The following is a 16704-nucleotide window of genomic DNA, read 5'->3' on the forward strand; positions in this document are numbered from 1 at the left end:
CATCGCCCGCGGACGAAAGGAACACATGACCGAACAGACCACACCCCCGAGCACCGATGCGTCGCCGGCTGACCCGGTCGACCGCGTGCTCTCGCGCGCCGAAGCGCACCGAGGGGTCCGGGTCTTCGGAGCGGCGCAAGCCCTTCAAGATGCCTCGACGGCGTACGGCGGATCGAGCGACGGCGACCAGTGGGATCGCGAGGAGCGCGCCGCGCTGCGCCGCGTGCCCGGCCTGTCGACCGAGCTCGAGGACGTCACCGAGGTCGAATACCGACAGTTGCGCCTCGAGAACGTCGTCCTCGTCGGCGTCCACCCTCAGGGTGAGCAGACGGATGCCGAGAATTCGCTCCGCGAGCTGTCCGCTCTGGCCGAAACCGCGGGTGCGGTCGTGCTCGACGGCGTCTTGCAGCGCCGCCCGCACCCCGACCCCGCCACGTACGTCGGCCGCGGCAAGGCGGAGGAGCTCCGCGACATCGTCGCCGCGGTCGGCGCCGATACCGTCATCGCCGACACCGAGCTCGCACCGAGCCAGCGACGTGCCCTGGAGGATGTCGTGAAGGTGAAGGTCATCGACCGCACCACCGTGATCCTCGACATCTTCAGCCAGCACGCCAAGAGCCGCGAGGGCAAGGCCCAGGTGGAGCTTGCTCAGCTCGAGTACCTGCTCCCGCGCCTGCGCGGATGGGGTGACTCGATGTCCCGACAGGCCGGTGGCCAGGTGGGCGCGGGCGGCGCGGGAATGGGATCCCGCGGTCCGGGTGAGACGAAGATCGAACTCGACCGCCGTCGCATCCGCACCCGCATGGCGCAGCTGCGCAAGCAGCTCCGCGACTTCGCCCCGGCCCGTGAGGCGAAGCGCGCCGAGCGGAAGCGGCACACGATCCCCTCGGTCGCCATCGCCGGGTACACCAACGCCGGCAAGTCGAGTCTGCTGAACCGGCTCACGAGCGCCGGAGTCCTTGTCGAGAACGCCCTGTTCGCGACGCTGGATGCCACGGTCCGGCGTTCCGAGACGACCGACGGGCGCGTCTACACGCTCACCGACACCGTGGGGTTCGTGCGTAACCTCCCGCACCAGCTGGTCGAGGCGTTCCGGTCGACGCTCGAGGAGGTCGGCGGCGCCGACGTCATCCTGCACGTCGTCGACGCTTCGCACCCCGATCCGGCGGCGCAGCTGTCCACGGTGCGCGACGTCATGGGCGATGTGAACGCTGATTTCGGTCACGAGATCGTGGTGTTCAACAAGGCCGACCTGCTGAGCCCCGACGACCGATTGGTGTTGCGCGGCCTCGCTCCCGCGGCCCTGTTCGTGTCGTCGCGCACCGGCGAGGGCATCGACGAATTGCGTGCCACGATCGAAGACGCGCTTCCGCTCCCCGCGGTCGAGGTGCACGCGGTCGTGCCGTACGACCGCGGCGACCTCGTGTCCGCCGTTCACGAGAGCGGCCTCATCGTCGCCCAGGAGCACCGCGAGCAGGGAACGTTCCTCCACGCCCACGTCGGCGCGCGTCTCGCAGCCGAACTCGCACCGTTCGCCTCCTGACCGGTCCGCACACCGACGACGCCCCGCCTTGAGGCGGGGCGTCGTTGCGCGTGCCCCCGTCGGGGCTCAGTCGAGCGTGAGCGGCGGGATGCCGGGGCTCTCGAACCCGAACACGGCGCCGAGGAACCCTAGTTCGCGCTCCAGCGAGTCGACGACCGTCTCCGCCCGGCGGAACCCGTGGCCCTCGCCGTCGTAGAGCACGTAGGCGTGGGCGACCCCGTGCGCGGCCAGCGCGTCGCGGATGGCTTCGGCCTGCGAGGGCGGGACGACGCGGTCTTCGCTACCCTGCAGGATGAGCAGGGGTACCCGGAAGCGCTCGGGATGCGATAGCGGTGACCGTTCGACGTAAACGGCTTCGGCATCCGGGAGCGGTCCGATGAGCCCGTCGAGATAACGGGCCTCGAAATCGTGGGTGTCCTCGGCGAGGGCCCGCGCGTCTCCGACGCCGTAGCGGGAGATGCCGGCGGAGAAGACATCGGTGTTGGTCACCGCCGCGAGAACGGTCCACCCACCCGCGGATCCGCCCGCGATCGCAAGACGTTCGGCGTCAGCGAGACCGGCGGTCGCGAGTGCGGATGCAGCGGCGGCGACGTCGTCCACGTCGACGACGCCCCATTGGCCCAGGAGCCGCTCTCGATAGGCGCGGCCATACCCTGTCGAACCGCCGTAGTTGACGTCGAGGACGCCGATACCGCGACTGGTGAAGAACGCCGTCTTCGCCGACGGCGCCGGACCGACGTGCGAGGTCGGCCCGCCATGCACGAGCACGACGTATGGCGGCCGCTCACCCTCGGCCGCGACCGCATCCGGATTCGTCGGCGGGTACGCGAAGGCGTGGACCGGGCCGTGCGGACCCTCCGTGCGGAGGGCGCGGGCCGTCGGCATCCATTCGGTCCCGGGGTGCTCGCCGGCGGTGACGACCTGTGCTTCTCCGGTGTCGAGGTCGACCGACCAGAGGGCCGAGAGGCCCGATGCGTCAGTGCCGGAGATCAGGGCTCGCGAGCCCCGCACGTCGTCGATCGAGGCGCCCGCCACGATCGGGACGCCGAGGGGACGGATGCCGCTCGGTGCGATCTCGACGATCTCGTCGCCTCCGTTCGTGCGTACCGCGATGATGCGGCCATCCGACGTGGCGCCGAACCACCGGGTTCCGAGAACCCACACCGGCCCGCCGGTGTCGGCGTCGGCCGGTGCGACCGGCTGGGGATCGCCCCCGAGAACGCGACGGAACAGATTCCAGCGCCCGTCCGGATCGTCGGCGTAGAGCAGCTCGTCGTCCCCGATCCACACCGGCTGCAACGGCGCGCGCCGATCGCCCGAGGCGAGGTCGCGCACCTCACCGGTGACGAGGTCTGCGACACGGAGGATGGTGGCATCCCAGGGCATGTCGGGATGATTCCACGCGATCCAGGACAGGCGCTGGCCGTTGGGGGAGAGCGCCGGGTGGGCGAGGAAGTCGCTGCCGTCGGCCAGCACCTCGGAGTCGGAATCGTCGAGGGGGATCCGCACGATGGCGCGATCCGGCACGCGTCCGCCGCCGTGGATCTCGCGGACCGCCAGCAGGGTGCCGTGTTGCCACGAAAGTCCGCCGTGGCGCACGTCGCCGTCGGCGCGGGTCAGTGCCCGCGGTGCGCCGCCCGGTGTGAGGGCGTAGACGCGCTGGTCGGACTTCTCGACGTAGTACAGCTCGCCGTCGTCGGAGGCCGTCCAGGCGCCGCCGCCGTACTCGTGCACGGACGAACGCGCGTTCGCGGGGGCCGGCAGGACCGTCTCGTTCGACCCGCCACCGCGTCGCCGACGCACCGCGACCCGGCCGCCCTCGCTCGGCACGGACTCTCCCCACCAGACGTCGTCGCCCACGAAGCGCGCGCCGTCCAACCGGGGCGACGCCTGCGCCACCGCCTCGGGCGTCAGGGGAGAGGGCCAGGATCCGTAGGGAAGCGTCTGGGGCATGGCATCCACCCTATGTACCGCCTCGGACACGACGTCCGTCGCCGCCCGCGCGCGGGCCGGTCAGCCTCCGACGGGTTGGCGTTCGATCCCCAACCCCGCCACCCAGTCGCGGATGACCTGGCGCTCGTCCGCGTTGCAGGTGTACCCGTACCCGACGCTGACCTCGTAGTACGAGGAGTCGTCGATCGTGACCTCGTGGTCCAGCGACCAGCCATCCAGGAACGTCAGCGCGAAGCAGTCCGCCATGGTCTCGGCGTCGCCGTCGAAGGTGGCGAGCGCCGCATCGGTGTCTTGGGGGTTCGTGAACTGCAGCACGTGGGCGTACTCGTGGTAGGCGGCACCGGTGCGGATCCACTCCGTCATCGTCGGGTCCGTCTGAGTGCTCGCTCGCACATGAACGGTGAACGGATCCTCGCCGGAGACGCAGGCCAGAGCCGTCGATCCGCACGGCGTCCCGCCGTCGTCGAAGACCGCGCGGACCCAGCCGCGTCCGAGCGTGTCGAGCGCGGCCTCCCACGCTGTGCCGGAGGCGTTGGATCCGGCCTGGTCGCCGACCCCCGCTGTGCGCGCCGAGATCTGCGAGGTCAAGGCCCGGAGATCCCTGATGTCCCCGTCGAGGGAATCGGGATTCCGGCGATGGATCCATGCGCGGTCAGCGAGATCCTCGGCGCGGTACCACGGGACGAGGGTCGCGAAAGGAAGACCGACGAGGGGCTCGACGGTCGCGTACAGGTCGTCCATCGCGGCGCCGAACTGCTCCTTCCGCTCGATCATCTCGTCCTGCTCGTCGATTTGTCTCTGCTGGTCGGTGATCTGGCGCTGCTGATCGCCGATCTGCGTGCGCGCCTCTTGCAGCTGGGTGGACAGCCAAATGAAGCCGAGTCCGCCCGCGGCTACGACCAGCGACAGGAGGACGCTGAGGACGACGGTGCTCGTTCGCGGTCGGCGCGGAGTCTCCCTGACCGGGGTCGATCGGGCCTGTTCCGCCGGGCCCGCCTCTTCCGCCGGGCCCGCCTCTTCCGCCGGGCCTGCCTCGGGGGCAGGCGCGCCGTCGGGCTCGAGGGATGCCGGTTGTCCGGTGGGGATGTTCGACGACACGGGGCCCGCTCTCTCGAGGTGTCCTGTCATGGTAGGGGTGTCGGCCACGCCGCTGCGGCAGCCTGGGGAGGGGACGTCGCGCCCGCCGACGGCGAAGGCCGGACGCCGCGACGAGCGGAGCATCCGGCCTTCCTGGACCTTGAGGTGGGGTCAGACCGTGCGCAGCACCGCCACGATCCGGCCGAGCACGACGGCCTCATCGCCCAGGATCGGCTCGAACGCGGAGTTGCGAGGGAGAAGCCACGTGTGACCGTCGCGGCGGCGGAACGTCTTGACGGTCGCCTCGCCGTCGAGCATCGCGGCGACGATCTCACCGTTCTCGGCGGTCGACTGCGCACGCACGACGACCCAGTCTCCGTCGCAGATCGCGGCGTCGATCATCGAGTCGCCGGACACCTTGAGCATGAACAGCTCGCCCTTGCCCACCAGCTGACGGGGGAGGGGGAAGATCTCCTCCACCTGCTGGTCGGCGGTGATGGGAACGCCCGCGGCGATGCGACCGACGAGGGGGACGAGGGCGGCGTCGCCCACGGCGGGCGCGGTGTCGGCGGGGTTCTCGGCGGCGGTGCCGGGCAGGTCGATCAGCACCTCCATCGCGCGCGTCTTCCCGGGGTCGCGGCGAAGGTATCCGCTGAGCTCGAGCTGATTGAGCTGGTGGGTGACGCTCGAGAGCGACTTCAGCCCCACGGCGTCGCCGATCTCGCGCATGCTCGGCGGATAGCCGTGCCGGGCGATCGAGCGCTGGATGACCTCGAGGATGGCGAGCTGCTTGTCGCTGAGGCTCTTCCGGCGCCGGGTCTGCGGCCGTTCTCGGCCGGCCGCGGTCGTCGCGTCGGTCATGTGTGCTCCCCTCGCGCCGCCCTGTCGATGCGGCGGAAATTCGAATGTCGGAGGTCCGTGGTGAGGTCTCCTCGTCGAAACCGTATCCGGTAGATCCCTCGATCACCGCGGAGCGCTCCGCGTGTCGCGTTCGATCGGTCTCCGAGAACCACGGTGTTGACACCCTCACAGTATCGAAGATAGATTCGGAATACAGATTCGCACCACCGCCCTCCCGGCCGAGGGCGGGGTGCGAATCTCTCCCCACCGAGGAGCACATCATGAGCAGCATCGCCGTCACCACCCCCACCACCCGTCTGCGTCTGACCGCACGCGGGCGTCGCGTGTTCGCCTTCCTGGCCGCGCTTCCCGTGATCGTCGCGCTGGCCATCGCCGTCGTCGGAGGCGGTGCGGCCCTGGCCTCGAACGAGACCGGTGCTGCCGCCGGTGCCTTCACCGAGATCACCGTCATGAGCGGCGAGACCCTGTGGTCCATCGCCGAAGACGTCGCCCCGGGTTCCGACCCCCGCGACGTGGTTGCCGAGATCACTCGACTGAACGCCCTCGAGAACGGGTCCGTGGCCGCCGGTCAGCGCATCGCGATCCCCACCGCGTACGCGTCTGGACGGTGATCGTCGGGCGCGGACCCGCCTACGATGGGTGAGGTGACCGTTCGCCTCGACGACCTTCCTCTTCGTGACGACCTGCGGGGTCTGACTCCCTATGGAGCACCACAGGCTGCGCTCCCCGTCGCCCTCAACGTCAACGAGAACACGCATCCGGTGCCGTCCGAGGTGGCGGATGACATCCTGGATGCCATCGCCCGTGCGTTGCGCGACGTGAACCGCTACCCCGATCGTGAGTTCACCGCCCTCCGTGAGGCTTTCGCCGACTACCTTGGGCACGGGCTGACACGCGAGCAGATCTGGGCCGCCAACGGCTCGAACGAAGTGCTTCAGCATGTCCTGCAGGCGTTCGGCGGCCCGGGTCGCCGAGCGATGGGCTTCGCGCCGACGTACTCGATGTACCCGATCCTCACCCGCGCCACCGGTGCGGAATGGGTCGCGGGGGAACGTGAGCACGACTTCACGTTGAGCCCGGCGTTCGCCGCTGAGCAGGTGGTCCGCGAGAACCCCGACATCGTGTTCCTCTGCGCGCCCAACAACCCCACCGGTACGCCGCTGGGTCTCGACGTCATCGAGGCCGTCTACGCGGTGACCGACGGGATCGTCATCGTCGACGAGGCCTATCAGGAGTTCGCGCCGCACGACGAGCCGTCGGCCGTGACTCTTCTGCCCGGCCGTCCGCGACTCGTGGTCTCGCGGACCATGAGCAAGGCGTTCGCGTTCGCGGGCGCTCGCGTGGGGTATCTGGCCGCCGATCCTGCCCTGATCGACGCCCTCCGCCTCGTGCGTCTGCCGTACCACTTGAGCGCTCTCACGCAGGCCGCCGCGACGGCGGCGCTCGCCCACGCCGACACGATGCTGTCGATGGTCGACGAGATCGTTGCACAGCGCGACCGCATCTCGGCGACCGTGGCGGCCCTGGGCTACGTCGCGCACGAGTCCTGGACCAACTTCGTGCTCTTCGGAGGAGTCGACGACCCCGCCGCGATGTGGAAGGCGCTGTACGACCGCGGCGTCCTCATCCGCGACGTGGGGATCGCCCACCACCTCCGCGTGACCGCCGGGACGGCCGACGAGACCACCGCGTTCCTCGACGCCCTCGCCTCGGTAGGATCGCGAGCATGACCGGCCCCGCCTCGCCCCGCACCGCCACGATCGTCCGCGAGACGAGCGAGTCGCGGGTTGAGCTCTCCCTCGACCTCGACGGAACCGGCTCGAGCCAGATCTCAACGAGTGTGCCGTTCTTCGATCACATGCTCACCGCTTTCGCCAAGCACTCGCTCACCGATCTGCGTGTGACGGCGACGGGCGACACCCACATCGACGCGCACCACACGGTCGAGGACACCTCGATCGTGCTCGGTCAGGCCATCCGGCAGGCGCTGGGCGACAAGTCCGGTATCGCCCGGTACGGCGACGCACTGGTCCCGCTCGACGAGGCACTCGCGCAGGCGGTGGTCGACATCAGCGGCCGTCCGTATCTGGTGCACACGGGCGAGCCCGCGGGGTTCGAGCACCACCTCATCGGCGGCCACTTCACCGGGTCGCTCGTGCGCCACTCGTTCGAAGCGATTTCGATCCACGCGGCGCTCACCGTGCACGTGCGCGTCCTGGGCGGGCGCGACCCGCACCACATCGCCGAGGCGGAGTACAAGGCGCTCGCCCGCGCGTTCCGCCAGGCGAAGACACTCGACCCGCTCGTCGACGGCATCCCGAGTACGAAGGGCGCCCTGTGAGCAAGCCTGTCGTCGCCGTCCTCGACTACGGCTCGGGCAACGTCCACTCCGCCGTCAAGGCACTCATCGAGGCGGGTGCGGACGCGCGGCTGACCTCGGATCGCGCGCTGCTGCTCGACGCGGACGGCCTGCTCGTTCCGGGCGTGGGTGCCTTCAGCGCCGTCATGGGGGCGCTCAACGCCAGCCGGGGTGGAGAGATCATCGATCGCCGCCTCGCCGGAGGGCGCCCCGTGCTCGGTATCTGCGTGGGCATGCAGGTCATGTTTGGCCGCGGCATCGAGCGGGGCACCGACACGGAGGGTCTGGGGGAGTGGCCCGGAACCGTCTCCGAGCTCGCGGCGCCGGTCCTTCCGCACATGGGCTGGAACACGATCTCCGCGGGCGAGGGCTCGCGGCTGTTCGACGGTCTCGCCGACGAGCGGTTCTACTTCGTGCACTCCTACGCCGCGCAGGAATGGTCGCTCGAGGTGACCCCGCCGTTCCCCGAACCGGTGCTCACGTGGTGCACGTATGGCGCTCCCTTCCTCGCGGCGGTCGAGAACGGCCCGCTCGCCGCGACGCAGTTCCACCCCGAGAAGTCGGGGGAGGCCGGCATCCGGCTCCTCGCGAATTGGATCGACGGGCTGCGCGCGACTACTGTGTGACCTCGTGCCCGGGCTGGCGAGAGGCGCCTGCCGGCACGAGGAGCCATGAACGATTTCGCGTCCACGCCCGAGCTTGTCCTGCTGCCCGCGGTCGATGTCGCCGACGGTAAGGCCGTCCGACTGACCCAGGGAGAGGCCGGCACCGAGACCAGCTACGGCGACCCCGTGGATGCCGCGCTGGACTTCGCGCGTCAGGGGGCGGCGTGGATCCACCTCGTCGACCTCGACGCGGCCTTCGGCCGTGGCAACAACACCGCGGTGATACGCAAGGTCATCAAGCAGGTCAAGGGCGTGCAGGTCGAGCTGTCCGGCGGCATCCGTGACGATCGCTCGCTCGAGGCCGCTCTGGAGAGCGGCGCGAGTCGCATCAACCTCGGCACCGCGGCGCTCGAGAACCCCGAGTGGGCCGCCGACGTCATCAACCGCTACGGCGAAGCGATCGCCGTCGGGCTGGACGTGCGCGGCACGACCCTCGCCGCCCGCGGGTGGACCCGCGACGGCGGCGACCTGTGGACCGTGTTGGAGCGCCTGGAAGACGCCGGCTGCAGCCGCTACGTGGTCACCGACGTGACGAAGGACGGTACGCTTCGCGGTCCGAACCTCGAACTGCTGCGCGAACTGACCCAGCGCACACCCAAGCCGATCGTGGCGTCGGGCGGCGTGTCGAGCCTGGATGACATCGTCGCGCTTCGCGAGCTGGTGCCGCTGGGCGTGGAAGGGGCGATCGTGGGCAAGGCCCTCTACGCGGGCCAGTTCACCCTCGCCGAGGCGCTGGATGTCGCCGGGCACTGAAGATCATCGCGCCGATTCGGCGGGCGTCCCCTGGGAGGGGCGTCGGTTCGAGTCGAACCCGCACTCCGGCGACGACGGGTCCGCGGATCCCGCACTCCTCGTCGCGCTGCAGGCGTTCGCGGCGGGGGAGGGCGATGCCGGTGCCGTCGTCGAGGCGTACCGCAGCGCGCGCCTGCTGATCCCGCTCGTGGCCGAGAAGGGCGACCACGGTGTCGGTCCGCACGGCCTCGAGGTCGACAAGACGCAGGAACTGTCGATCGTGACGGTGGCCGCGCCCGACGGTCGCAAGGTGTTGCCCGTGTTCAGTTCCGTCGATGCGATGCAGCGGTGGGATGCCAAAGCGCGCCCGGTCCCCGCGGACGGTCGGCGCACCGCCCTCGCGGCGGCGTCGGAGGACACCGAACTCATCGTGATCGACCCGGCGTCCGAGACCGAATTCGTGCTGCGACGCCCGGCCGTGTGGGCGATCGCCCAGGGGGAGCCGTGGGAGCCCGCGCACGTGTCCTCGGCCGTCTTCACGGGTCTGCAGGAGAGCATCGCCGGCGAGCTGGCAGTCCTGGATCTCGCGGTAGAGCCCGGGGATCCGACGGGCCGTCTGCGCGGTGCCGAACTCGTCGTCCATCTACGCCTCATGGCTGGCCTTGCCCAGGACGAATTGGATGCCGTCCTCGCCCGGCTGGCGCGACGCTGGGCAGCCGACGACCGGATAGCGGTCCTGGTCGATTCCCTGACGGTGAAGCTCCACCGTCCCACCGACATCTGACCCGCGCGGGTCTCACGCCTTCGCGGCGTTCCGAGGGTCGCGCGCCAAAACCCGCTGTAGCGCCGTGTCGAGCCAGCGACGGTAGCGAGCGTCCGTCCACCCGGACTTCGTCACGAAGAACGCATAGGTCTCGGGGCCCACGAGATGGTTCAGTTCATCCGTGGCCTGCTCCCGTTCCTCGGGCTCGAGCATCCCGCGTTCACTCAACCACCGGGCGGCCAAGCCGAGGTCCGCGCGCCGACGCGCGTCGAGGTCGGCGATGGATGCCGCGGCGAGTTCGTCCGTCTCCGCGGCCACGGCCATCGCCCGGACGAGGCCGGCGGTGGCCCGGTTGGCATGTGCGACGTAGTCGAGCCATCCGCGCATGGCGTCCCGGGCGTCCGGCCGCGACATGATCTCGGCCATCGCGGGACGTTCCGACAGGCTGTGCGGACCCTCGTCGCCCGCGAAGGTCCGCTCGAAGGCGGCGACCAGCAGCGTCGCCTTGGAACCGGCGAGGTGGACCGACTGGACCGAGACCCCCGCCTCCGCCGCGATGTCCTTCATCGTGGTCCTCGTGTAGCCGCGCCGGGAGAACAGGTCAGCGGCGGCGTCGAGTATGGCCGTTCGTGTGCGCTGGGCGTCCGCCTGCCGGGCTGGCGACGAATAGGGTCGCGGGGACATGGCATCCTCCCACTATCGTTAGAGTCTCAATCTAACGAAATGGAGCCGCCCATGGTGACCGTTCTCCTGGCGTCCAACCCCATTCACGGGCACGTGGGCCCGATGCTGCAGGTTGCGGGGCACCTGGTGCGCCACGGGCACGCGGTGACGATGCTCACCGGCACCCGTTTCCGCGATCGAGTCGAGAGCGCCGGCGCCGACTTCCGTGCGCTCGGCGGAGCGGCCGACTACGACGACCGCCGCCCCGACCTCCACCTTCCCGATCGAGCGAAGTACTCCGGGGTGCGACAGGCGCAATACGACATCCGCACGATCTTCGTCGACACCATCCCGGACCAGTACGCGGCCGTGGATGCCGCGATCGACGCGATCCAGCCGGACGCGGTCCTGGTGGACGGGGCCTTCGGGGGTATCTTGCCGGTCTTGGACCGCGCCGGCATCCGCCCTCCGGTGCTCGCCCTCGGTGTCACCCCCCTCTCGCAGTCGTCGCGCGCGCTGGGTCCTTACGGCATGGCACTCCCCCCGGCGCGCGGAGCGGGCGACCGCGCCCGGTACGCAGCGCTCGGTCTCGTCGCGCGCCGCGTCGTCTTCCGCGCGACCCAGCGTGCCGCAGAGCGCGCGCTCGCCGCCTGCGGCACGCGTCCGCACGGATTCGTCATGGACCTGTCGCGGCGCTTCGATCGGTTCCTCCAGACGGGGCCCGCCAGCCTGGACTACCCGCGCCCCGACCTCGACGCGAACACGCACTTCGTCGGCGTGCTGCCGCAGGCGAGTTCCGGCGCGCCCTTGCCGACGTGGTGGGGAGACCTCGATGGGGCGACGCCGATCATCCATGTCACCCAGGGCACGATCGACAACCACGACTTCGGGCGCCTCGTCCGGCCGACGCTGGCCGGGCTGGCAGACCGCCCCGTCACCGTCGTCGTCAGCGCGGGTGGGCGCGCCGTCGAAGATCTCGGCCCGCTTCCGCCCAATGCCCGAGCGGCGAGCTATCTCCCTTACGACGCTCTGCTCCCGCGGACGGACGTCTTCGTCACCAACGGCGGGTTCGGGGGAGTGCAGGCGGCTGTCGCGGCCGGGGTTCCGGTGGTCGTGGCGGGCGACACCGAGGATAAGCCCGAGGTTGCTGCGCGCATCGCGTGGACCGGCGCCGGCGTCGATCTGCGGACCGGCAGCCCGAGGTCGGAGGTCGTCGCCCACGCCGTGGACACCGTTCTCGCCGACCGGTCATACCGTTCGGCGGCCGGAAGGATCGCCTCGGATGCCGCGCGCCACGACGCGCTGGCGGAGATCACCCGCCACCTCCTCGACGCCCGCGTACCCTGACGTCTCGCCTCGCGGCCGGACCCCGTTGCGTCGGGACCGATCGATCTAGTTGACGGGACCCGTCCACTTCTCGCCCGGTCCCTTGCCGATCGGATCGGGGATCAGGGATGCCTCGCGGAAGGCGAGCTGCAGGGAGCGGAGGCCGTCGCGCAGCGAGCGCGCGTGCATGTCGCTGATCTCGGGCGCCCCCGCGGTGATGAGTCCGGCGAGGGCGTTGATGAGCTTGCGGGCCTCGTCGAGGTCGAGCTGCTGCTGCGGGTCGTCGGCGAGGCCGACCTTCACCGCGGCAGCACTCATGAGGTGCACGGCGGTCGTGGTGATGACCTCGACGGCGGGCACGTCGGCGATGTCGCGGGAGGCGGAGGCGGAGACGCGCTCCTGCTCCTCCCACCGTGCGAGACGCTCGGCATCCGAGGCGGCGCGGCTGTCGTCGGGGGGAATCGTGTCCACGTGGTTCTCTCTGCTAGACTGTGGCGGGCTTCGGAGCGTTCTGCTCCGTACGAAAGAGGATCACATCCCACCCGCGCTTGCCGCTCCAGGCTACCGGGTTCCCGCACTCCGCTCCGTCCCGCACGGGGTCGCTCGGGTGCAGAAGCCGGTGCTCACCGCACCGAGCCGGGTGGCGTGTACTCCTCTTCGCCCGTGGTCCACCAGGATCGCGGCGGCCGTCATCCGCAGACAAGAGGAGTTCCGCATCAGCGATCCCCGCACCAACGAGCGCATCCGAGTCCCGGAAGTCCGCCTCGTCGGACCCAACGGCGAGCAGGTCGGCATCGTCCGCATCGAAGCTGCGCTACGTCTGGCCCAGGAAGCGGACCTCGACCTGGTCGAGGTCGCGCCGAACTCGAGGCCGCCCGTGGTCAAGATCATGGACTACGGCAAGTTCAAGTACGAGGCTGCACAGAAGGCCAAGGAAGCGCGTCGCAACCAGGCGAACACGGTCCTCAAGGAGGTCCGCTTCCGTCTGAAGATCGAGGCGCACGATTACATCACCAAGCTCAAGCGCGCCGAGGGCTTCCTCCAGGCGGGCGACAAGGTCAAGGCGATGATCCTGTTCCGCGGTCGTGAGCAGTCCCGTCCCGAGCAAGGTGTGCGCCTGCTCCGTAAGTTCGCCGAGGACGTCGCCGAGTTCGGCACGGTCGAGTCGAACCCCACGATCGACGGCCGCAACATGGTGATGGTGGTCGCGCCGCACAAGAACAAGTCCGAGGTCAAGACCGAGCAGAACGCACAGCGTGCGGCCAACCGTGAAGCGGCCCGTAGCGCCGCCCGCGGTGACTCGGCCTCCGCGGAACAGCCCACCTCGGCACCGGCCGAGTAAGGCCCCCCGAACTCCCGCCCGGCGGGAACCACAACGAAGGAAGAGACATGCCGAAGCAGAAGACCCACTCGGGTGCCAAGAAGCGCTTCAAGGTCACCGGCAGCGGAAAGATCAAGAAGCAGCAGGCGAACCTCCGCCACAACTTCGAGGGCAAGCCCACCAAGCGCACCCGTCGTCTGTCGGCGGACAAGATCCTCGCGCCGGGTGACGCCAAGGTCGCCAAGAAGCTGCTCGGTATCTGAGCGTCCGCGAGATTTAAGGAAGATTAATCATGGCTAGAGTCAAGCGGGCCGTCAACGCCCACAAGAAGCGTCGCGTCATCCTCGAGCGCGCCTCCGGTTACCGGGGTCAGCGTTCGCGCCTGTACCGCAAGGCGAAGGAGCAGGTCACCCACTCGCTCGTCTACGCGTACCGCGACCGTCGCAAGCGCAAGGGCGACTTCCGTCGTCTGTGGATCCAGCGCATCAACGCCGCGAGCCGCCAGAACGGCCTCACGTACAACCGCTTCATCCAGGGCCTCGGCCTCGCGGGTGTGCAGGTCGACCGTCGCATGCTCGCCGAGCTCGCGGTGAACGAGCCCGCCGTGTTCGCGTCGCTCGTCGCCACGGCGAAGGCTGCGCTGCCCAGCGACGTCAACGCCGCCAAGACCGCGTAACACCGGTTCCACGAACGGGCGTCCTCTCCGGAGGGCGCCCGTTCGGCGTTTCTCCCTGGTTCCCGGGTCGCATGCCGGTGGCGTCATACACTGGGGGCGTGCTGGAGAACCCCCGTTCGCCGCGGGTGCGCGCCGTGGCCAAGCTGAGCAAGCGCGCCGCCCGGCAGGAAACAGGTCTGTTCCTGCTCGAGGGTCCGCAGGCCGCACGTGAGGCCTTGGCCTGGGCACCCGAGACGGTGATCGAGCTCTACGCCACGCCGACCGCGCTCGAGAAGCACACGGACGTGCGGGATGCCGCCATCGACGCCGGCGTCGACCTGCAGTACACGACCGAGGCGGTCCTGGATGCCATGGCCGACACCGTAACGCCGCAGGGCATCGTCGCGGTGGCCCGACAGTCTCCTACCGCGCTGAAGGACGTCCTGGCCGCCGATCCCCGCCTGCTCGCGATCTGCGAAGAGGTGCGCGACCCGGGGAATCTCGGCACGATCATCCGCGCCGCGGATGCGGCGGGGGCGGATGCCGTCATCCTCACGGGTCGCACCGTCGACCTGTACAACCCGAAGGTCGTGCGTTCGACCACGGGGTCACTGTTCCACCTTCCGGTCGCGGTCGATCTCGAGCTCGCCGACGTCGTGGAGCGGGTGCACGAGGCGGGCCTGCGCGTCGTGGCCGCCGATGTCGGGGGCGACGACTTCGTGGCATCCCGAGGTCTCCTCAGCCAGCCCACCGCGTGGCTCTTCGGGAACGAAGCCCGCGGTCTCGACGATGCCGCGCTCGCCCATGCCGACCAGTCGCTGCGCCTCCCCATCTACGGGCGGGCGGAGTCGTTGAACCTCGCGACCGCCGCCAGCGTCTGCCTGTACGAGACGGCTTTCGCGCAACGCGCGGGGTGATTCCGCTGTTACGGAACGGTTAAGGCGTCCGTAGCGAGCTGGTCGCATTCCGGGCAGTCTCATAGGGTGGGGGAATGGCATCCGTTCCCCCGGCGGGCCCTGAGCCCCTTGTCGTCCTCTCCGACGTGCAGAAGCACTACGGCCAATTCCAAGCGCTCAAGGACATCGATCTCACGGTCGACCGCGGCGAGGTGGTCGTCGTCATCGGCCCCTCGGGGTCGGGCAAGTCGACCCTGTGTCGCACCATCAACCGACTCGAGACCATCACGAGCGGCACGATCACGATCGACGGCGCGGCGCTGCCCGAAGAGGGGAAGGGGCTGGCGAAGCTCCGGGCGGACGTGGGCATGGTCTTCCAGTCGTTCAACCTGTTCGCGCACCTCACGATCCTCGAGAACGTCACGCTCGGGCCGATCAAGGTCCGCAAGCTGAAGAAGGCGGATGCCGAGAAGGAGGCGCGTGCGCTTCTGGAACGCGTGGGCGTCGGCCACCAGGCCGACAAGCTGCCGGCGCAGCTCTCGGGCGGCCAGCAGCAGCGAGTCGCGATCGCCCGTGCTCTCGCGATGAAGCCCAAGGTCATGCTCTTCGACGAGCCGACCTCCGCCCTCGACCCCGAGATGATCAACGAGGTCCTCGATGTGATGGTCGGGCTCGCGAAGGACGGCATGACGATGATCGTCGTCACCCACGAGATGGGCTTCGCCCGCAAAGCCGCGAACCGGGTGGTGTTCATGGCCGACGGTCAGATCGTCGAGCAAGCCGCCCCGGAGCAGTTCTTCACCCGTCCCGAATCCGATCGCGCGAAGGACTTCCTCTCGAAGCTCATCACCCATTGATCAGGCGCGGAACACCGTCGTTCCGCTGCCCGCACCGACTCCGGCCACCCGTGCCATTCCCCCGTATCCCCTCCGCACAGCACACGTAACCAAGGAGACATCACATGCGTAGAACTCGACTGCTCACGAGCGCCGGCATCGTGGCCGCCGGCCTGCTCGCCCTCACCGCCTGCAACAGCGGTACTCCCGGATCGCCCGACGCCGGTTCCGGTGACGGGGCGAGCGACGCGCCCGTCTGGGGCGAGGTCGCCACCGACGTCACCATCGACGGCAGCACGACGTTCGAGAACATCAGCTCGGCCGGCAAGGTCGTCATCGGCGTCAAGGAAGACCAGCCCGGCCTCGGGTACCTCGACCCGGTCACGGGCGAGCGCAAGGGCTTCGACGTCGACATCGCCCGCTGGATCGCGGCGTCGCTCGGCTACGACCCGGCCGATGAGTCCAAGGTGGAGTACAAGGCGATCGCCTCGGCCAACCGCGAGCAGGCGCTCATCAACGGCGACATCGATTACTACGTCGGCACGTACTCGATCACCGACAAGCGCAAGGAGCAGATCTCCTTCGCGGGTCCGTACTTCCTCACCGGTCAGGGCCTGCTCGTCGCCGCCGACAACGACACGATCACCGGTAAAGACTCGCTGACCGCCGAGACGACCGTGTGCTCGGTCACCGGATCCACCCCGATCCAGCGCATCCGCGAACAGACCCCCGCCCAGGTCGTCGAGTTCGACACGTACTCGCAGTGCGTCGAGAAGCTCAAGAACGGCGAGGTGGATGCCGTCACCACCGACGAGGCGATCCTCCTCGGCTACGCCGCGCAGGACCCCGACAACCTCAAGATCGCGGGCGAGCCCTTCAGCGAGGAGCGCTACGGCGTCGGCCTCGCCAAGGGCGACACCGCTTTCCAGGAGTTCGTGAACACGCTGTTCACTGACGGCGGGACGACCTGGCAGGCGATCTTCGAGAAGAACCTCGGCGCGTCCGGCGTCGAGGGCACGCAGCCCGCGGTCGACGCCGCCGGTTGAGCGAACGG

The 16704-nt window shown here is 69.6% G+C and carries 19 protein-coding genes; 14 read left to right on the forward strand and 5 right to left on the reverse strand.

Annotated features, from left to right (window positions below; translation table 11 throughout):
- Positions 1–25 precede the first annotated feature (25 nt).
- Positions 26–1543 carry a GTPase HflX gene (gene hflX, locus AC3WLZ_RS05475; RefSeq protein WP_412924079.1) on the forward strand — a complete coding sequence of 506 codons (1518 nt, stop codon included), beginning with the start codon at positions 26–28 and terminating at the stop codon, positions 1541–1543.
- 66 nt (positions 1544–1609) lie between these two features.
- Here the strand turns inward: hflX and AC3WLZ_RS05480 are convergent, their stop codons facing one another.
- The 3 genes from AC3WLZ_RS05480 to lexA form a co-directional block, all read right to left on the reverse strand.
- Positions 1610–3496, reverse strand: coding sequence for a S9 family peptidase (locus tag AC3WLZ_RS05480; RefSeq protein ID WP_492469353.1), 1887 nt, complete (start codon positions 3494–3496; stop codon positions 1610–1612).
- Between the two features lie 60 nt (positions 3497–3556).
- The gene (locus tag AC3WLZ_RS05485) at positions 3557–4624 is read right to left on the reverse strand and encodes a hypothetical protein (protein ID WP_492469354.1); all 1068 of its coding nucleotides are present in this window, start codon (positions 4622–4624) and stop codon (positions 3557–3559) included.
- Between the two features lie 120 nt (positions 4625–4744).
- Positions 4745–5434, reverse strand: a complete 690-nt coding sequence (gene lexA, locus AC3WLZ_RS05490) for a transcriptional repressor LexA (protein ID WP_412924082.1) — start codon at positions 5432–5434, stop codon at positions 4745–4747.
- 260 nt (positions 5435–5694) lie between these two features.
- On the opposite strand from lexA, the gene AC3WLZ_RS05495 reads away from it, so the two are divergent.
- The 6 genes from AC3WLZ_RS05495 to AC3WLZ_RS05520 are packed head-to-tail and all read left to right on the forward strand — an operon-like array spanning position 5695 to position 9974.
- Positions 5695–6045 carry a LysM peptidoglycan-binding domain-containing protein gene (locus AC3WLZ_RS05495; RefSeq protein ID WP_412924083.1) on the forward strand — a complete coding sequence of 117 codons (351 nt, stop codon included), beginning with the start codon at positions 5695–5697 and terminating at the stop codon, positions 6043–6045.
- A gap of 24 nt (positions 6046–6069) precedes the next feature.
- Complete coding sequence (locus AC3WLZ_RS05500) at positions 6070–7164, forward strand: histidinol-phosphate transaminase (protein WP_412924084.1); 1095 nt, start codon at positions 6070–6072, stop codon at positions 7162–7164.
- Entirely contained in the window at positions 7161–7775 is a 615-nt protein-coding gene (gene hisB, locus AC3WLZ_RS05505; protein ID WP_412924085.1) for an imidazoleglycerol-phosphate dehydratase HisB, read from the forward strand. Before AC3WLZ_RS05500 ends, hisB begins: the two co-directional genes overlap by 4 nt.
- Complete coding sequence (hisH, locus tag AC3WLZ_RS05510) at positions 7772–8419, forward strand: imidazole glycerol phosphate synthase subunit HisH (RefSeq protein WP_412924086.1); 648 nt, start codon at positions 7772–7774, stop codon at positions 8417–8419. Before hisB ends, hisH begins: the two co-directional genes overlap by 4 nt.
- A 45-nt stretch (positions 8420–8464) precedes the next feature.
- The gene (gene priA / locus AC3WLZ_RS05515) at positions 8465–9211 is read left to right on the forward strand and encodes a bifunctional 1-(5-phosphoribosyl)-5-((5-phosphoribosylamino)methylideneamino)imidazole-4-carboxamide isomerase/phosphoribosylanthranilate isomerase PriA (RefSeq protein ID WP_492469355.1); all 747 of its coding nucleotides are present in this window, start codon (positions 8465–8467) and stop codon (positions 9209–9211) included.
- The gene (locus AC3WLZ_RS05520; protein ID WP_492469357.1) at positions 9195–9974 is read left to right on the forward strand and encodes an SseB family protein; all 780 of its coding nucleotides are present in this window, start codon (positions 9195–9197) and stop codon (positions 9972–9974) included. The genes priA and AC3WLZ_RS05520 overlap by 17 nt, the downstream gene beginning before the upstream one ends.
- A 12-nt stretch (positions 9975–9986) precedes the next feature.
- On the opposite strand, the gene AC3WLZ_RS05525 is transcribed toward AC3WLZ_RS05520, so the two are convergent.
- A complete protein-coding gene (locus AC3WLZ_RS05525) occupies positions 9987–10637 on the reverse strand; it encodes a TetR/AcrR family transcriptional regulator (RefSeq protein ID WP_412924088.1) in 651 nt (216 codons plus the stop codon).
- A 51-nt stretch (positions 10638–10688) separates the two neighbouring features.
- Here AC3WLZ_RS05525 and AC3WLZ_RS05530 point away from each other — a divergent pair, with 51 nt between their 5' ends.
- Positions 10689–11963: a glycosyltransferase gene (locus tag AC3WLZ_RS05530; RefSeq protein WP_492469359.1), complete on the forward strand. Its 1275-nt coding sequence runs from the start codon at positions 10689–10691 to the stop codon at positions 11961–11963.
- Positions 11964–12008: 45 nt separating this feature from the next.
- On the opposite strand, the gene AC3WLZ_RS05535 is transcribed toward AC3WLZ_RS05530, so the two are convergent.
- Positions 12009–12413 (reverse strand): DUF1844 domain-containing protein, encoded by a 405-nt coding sequence (locus AC3WLZ_RS05535; RefSeq protein WP_412924090.1) that lies wholly within the window; start codon positions 12411–12413, stop codon positions 12009–12011.
- Positions 12414–12618: 205 nt separating this feature from the next.
- On the opposite strand from AC3WLZ_RS05535, the gene infC reads away from it, so the two are divergent.
- The 6 genes from infC to AC3WLZ_RS05565 all read left to right on the forward strand — a co-directional run bounded on the left by infC (position 12619) and on the right by AC3WLZ_RS05565 (position 16696).
- Positions 12619–13284: a translation initiation factor IF-3 gene (gene infC / locus AC3WLZ_RS05540; RefSeq protein ID WP_412926113.1), complete on the forward strand. Its 666-nt coding sequence runs from the start codon at positions 12619–12621 to the stop codon at positions 13282–13284.
- A 47-nt stretch (positions 13285–13331) separates the two neighbouring features.
- Positions 13332–13526, forward strand: coding sequence for a 50S ribosomal protein L35 (gene rpmI, locus AC3WLZ_RS05545; RefSeq protein ID WP_005048908.1), 195 nt, complete (start codon positions 13332–13334; stop codon positions 13524–13526).
- Positions 13527–13555: 29 nt separating this feature from the next.
- The gene (rplT, locus tag AC3WLZ_RS05550; protein WP_063257942.1) at positions 13556–13939 is read left to right on the forward strand and encodes a 50S ribosomal protein L20; all 384 of its coding nucleotides are present in this window, start codon (positions 13556–13558) and stop codon (positions 13937–13939) included.
- A gap of 98 nt (positions 13940–14037) precedes the next feature.
- The gene (locus AC3WLZ_RS05555) at positions 14038–14835 is read left to right on the forward strand and encodes a TrmH family RNA methyltransferase (protein ID WP_412924091.1); all 798 of its coding nucleotides are present in this window, start codon (positions 14038–14040) and stop codon (positions 14833–14835) included.
- 74 nt (positions 14836–14909) lie between these two features.
- On the forward strand, positions 14910–15671 hold the full coding sequence (locus AC3WLZ_RS05560; RefSeq protein WP_412924092.1) for an amino acid ABC transporter ATP-binding protein: 762 nt from the start codon (positions 14910–14912) through the stop codon (positions 15669–15671).
- A 104-nt stretch (positions 15672–15775) separates the two neighbouring features.
- Entirely contained in the window at positions 15776–16696 is a 921-nt protein-coding gene (locus AC3WLZ_RS05565; RefSeq protein ID WP_412924093.1) for a glutamate ABC transporter substrate-binding protein, read from the forward strand.
- Positions 16697–16704: the final 8 nt, after the last annotated feature.

It is taken from the genome of Microbacterium sp. FW305-3-2-15-F-LB2 (assembly GCF_058787255.1).

Coding starts and splice junctions, on each gene's coding strand:
- AC3WLZ_RS05565 (WP_412924093.1), top strand. CDS start 15,776: ATGCGTAGAACTCGACTGCTCACGAGCGCCGGCATCGTGGCCGCCGGC.
- AC3WLZ_RS05480 (WP_492469353.1), bottom strand. CDS start 3,496: ATGCCCCAGACGCTTCCCTACGGATCCTGGCCCTCTCCCCTGACGCCC.
- lexA (WP_412924082.1), bottom strand. CDS start 5,434: ATGACCGACGCGACGACCGCGGCCGGCCGAGAACGGCCGCAGACCCGG.
- AC3WLZ_RS05560 (WP_412924092.1), top strand. CDS start 14,910: ATGGCATCCGTTCCCCCGGCGGGCCCTGAGCCCCTTGTCGTCCTCTCC.
- hisB (WP_412924085.1), top strand. CDS start 7,161: ATGACCGGCCCCGCCTCGCCCCGCACCGCCACGATCGTCCGCGAGACG.
- rpmI (WP_005048908.1), top strand. CDS start 13,332: ATGCCGAAGCAGAAGACCCACTCGGGTGCCAAGAAGCGCTTCAAGGTC.
- hflX (WP_412924079.1), top strand. CDS start 26: ATGACCGAACAGACCACACCCCCGAGCACCGATGCGTCGCCGGCTGAC.
- AC3WLZ_RS05525 (WP_412924088.1), bottom strand. CDS start 10,637: ATGTCCCCGCGACCCTATTCGTCGCCAGCCCGGCAGGCGGACGCCCAG.
- AC3WLZ_RS05495 (WP_412924083.1), top strand. CDS start 5,695: ATGAGCAGCATCGCCGTCACCACCCCCACCACCCGTCTGCGTCTGACC.
- AC3WLZ_RS05530 (WP_492469359.1), top strand. CDS start 10,689: ATGGTGACCGTTCTCCTGGCGTCCAACCCCATTCACGGGCACGTGGGC.
- rplT (WP_063257942.1), top strand. CDS start 13,556: ATGGCTAGAGTCAAGCGGGCCGTCAACGCCCACAAGAAGCGTCGCGTC.
- priA (WP_492469355.1), top strand. CDS start 8,465: ATGAACGATTTCGCGTCCACGCCCGAGCTTGTCCTGCTGCCCGCGGTC.
- AC3WLZ_RS05500 (WP_412924084.1), top strand. CDS start 6,070: ATGGGTGAGGTGACCGTTCGCCTCGACGACCTTCCTCTTCGTGACGAC.
- AC3WLZ_RS05485 (WP_492469354.1), bottom strand. CDS start 4,624: ATGACAGGACACCTCGAGAGAGCGGGCCCCGTGTCGTCGAACATCCCC.
- AC3WLZ_RS05520 (WP_492469357.1), top strand. CDS start 9,195: ATGTCGCCGGGCACTGAAGATCATCGCGCCGATTCGGCGGGCGTCCCC.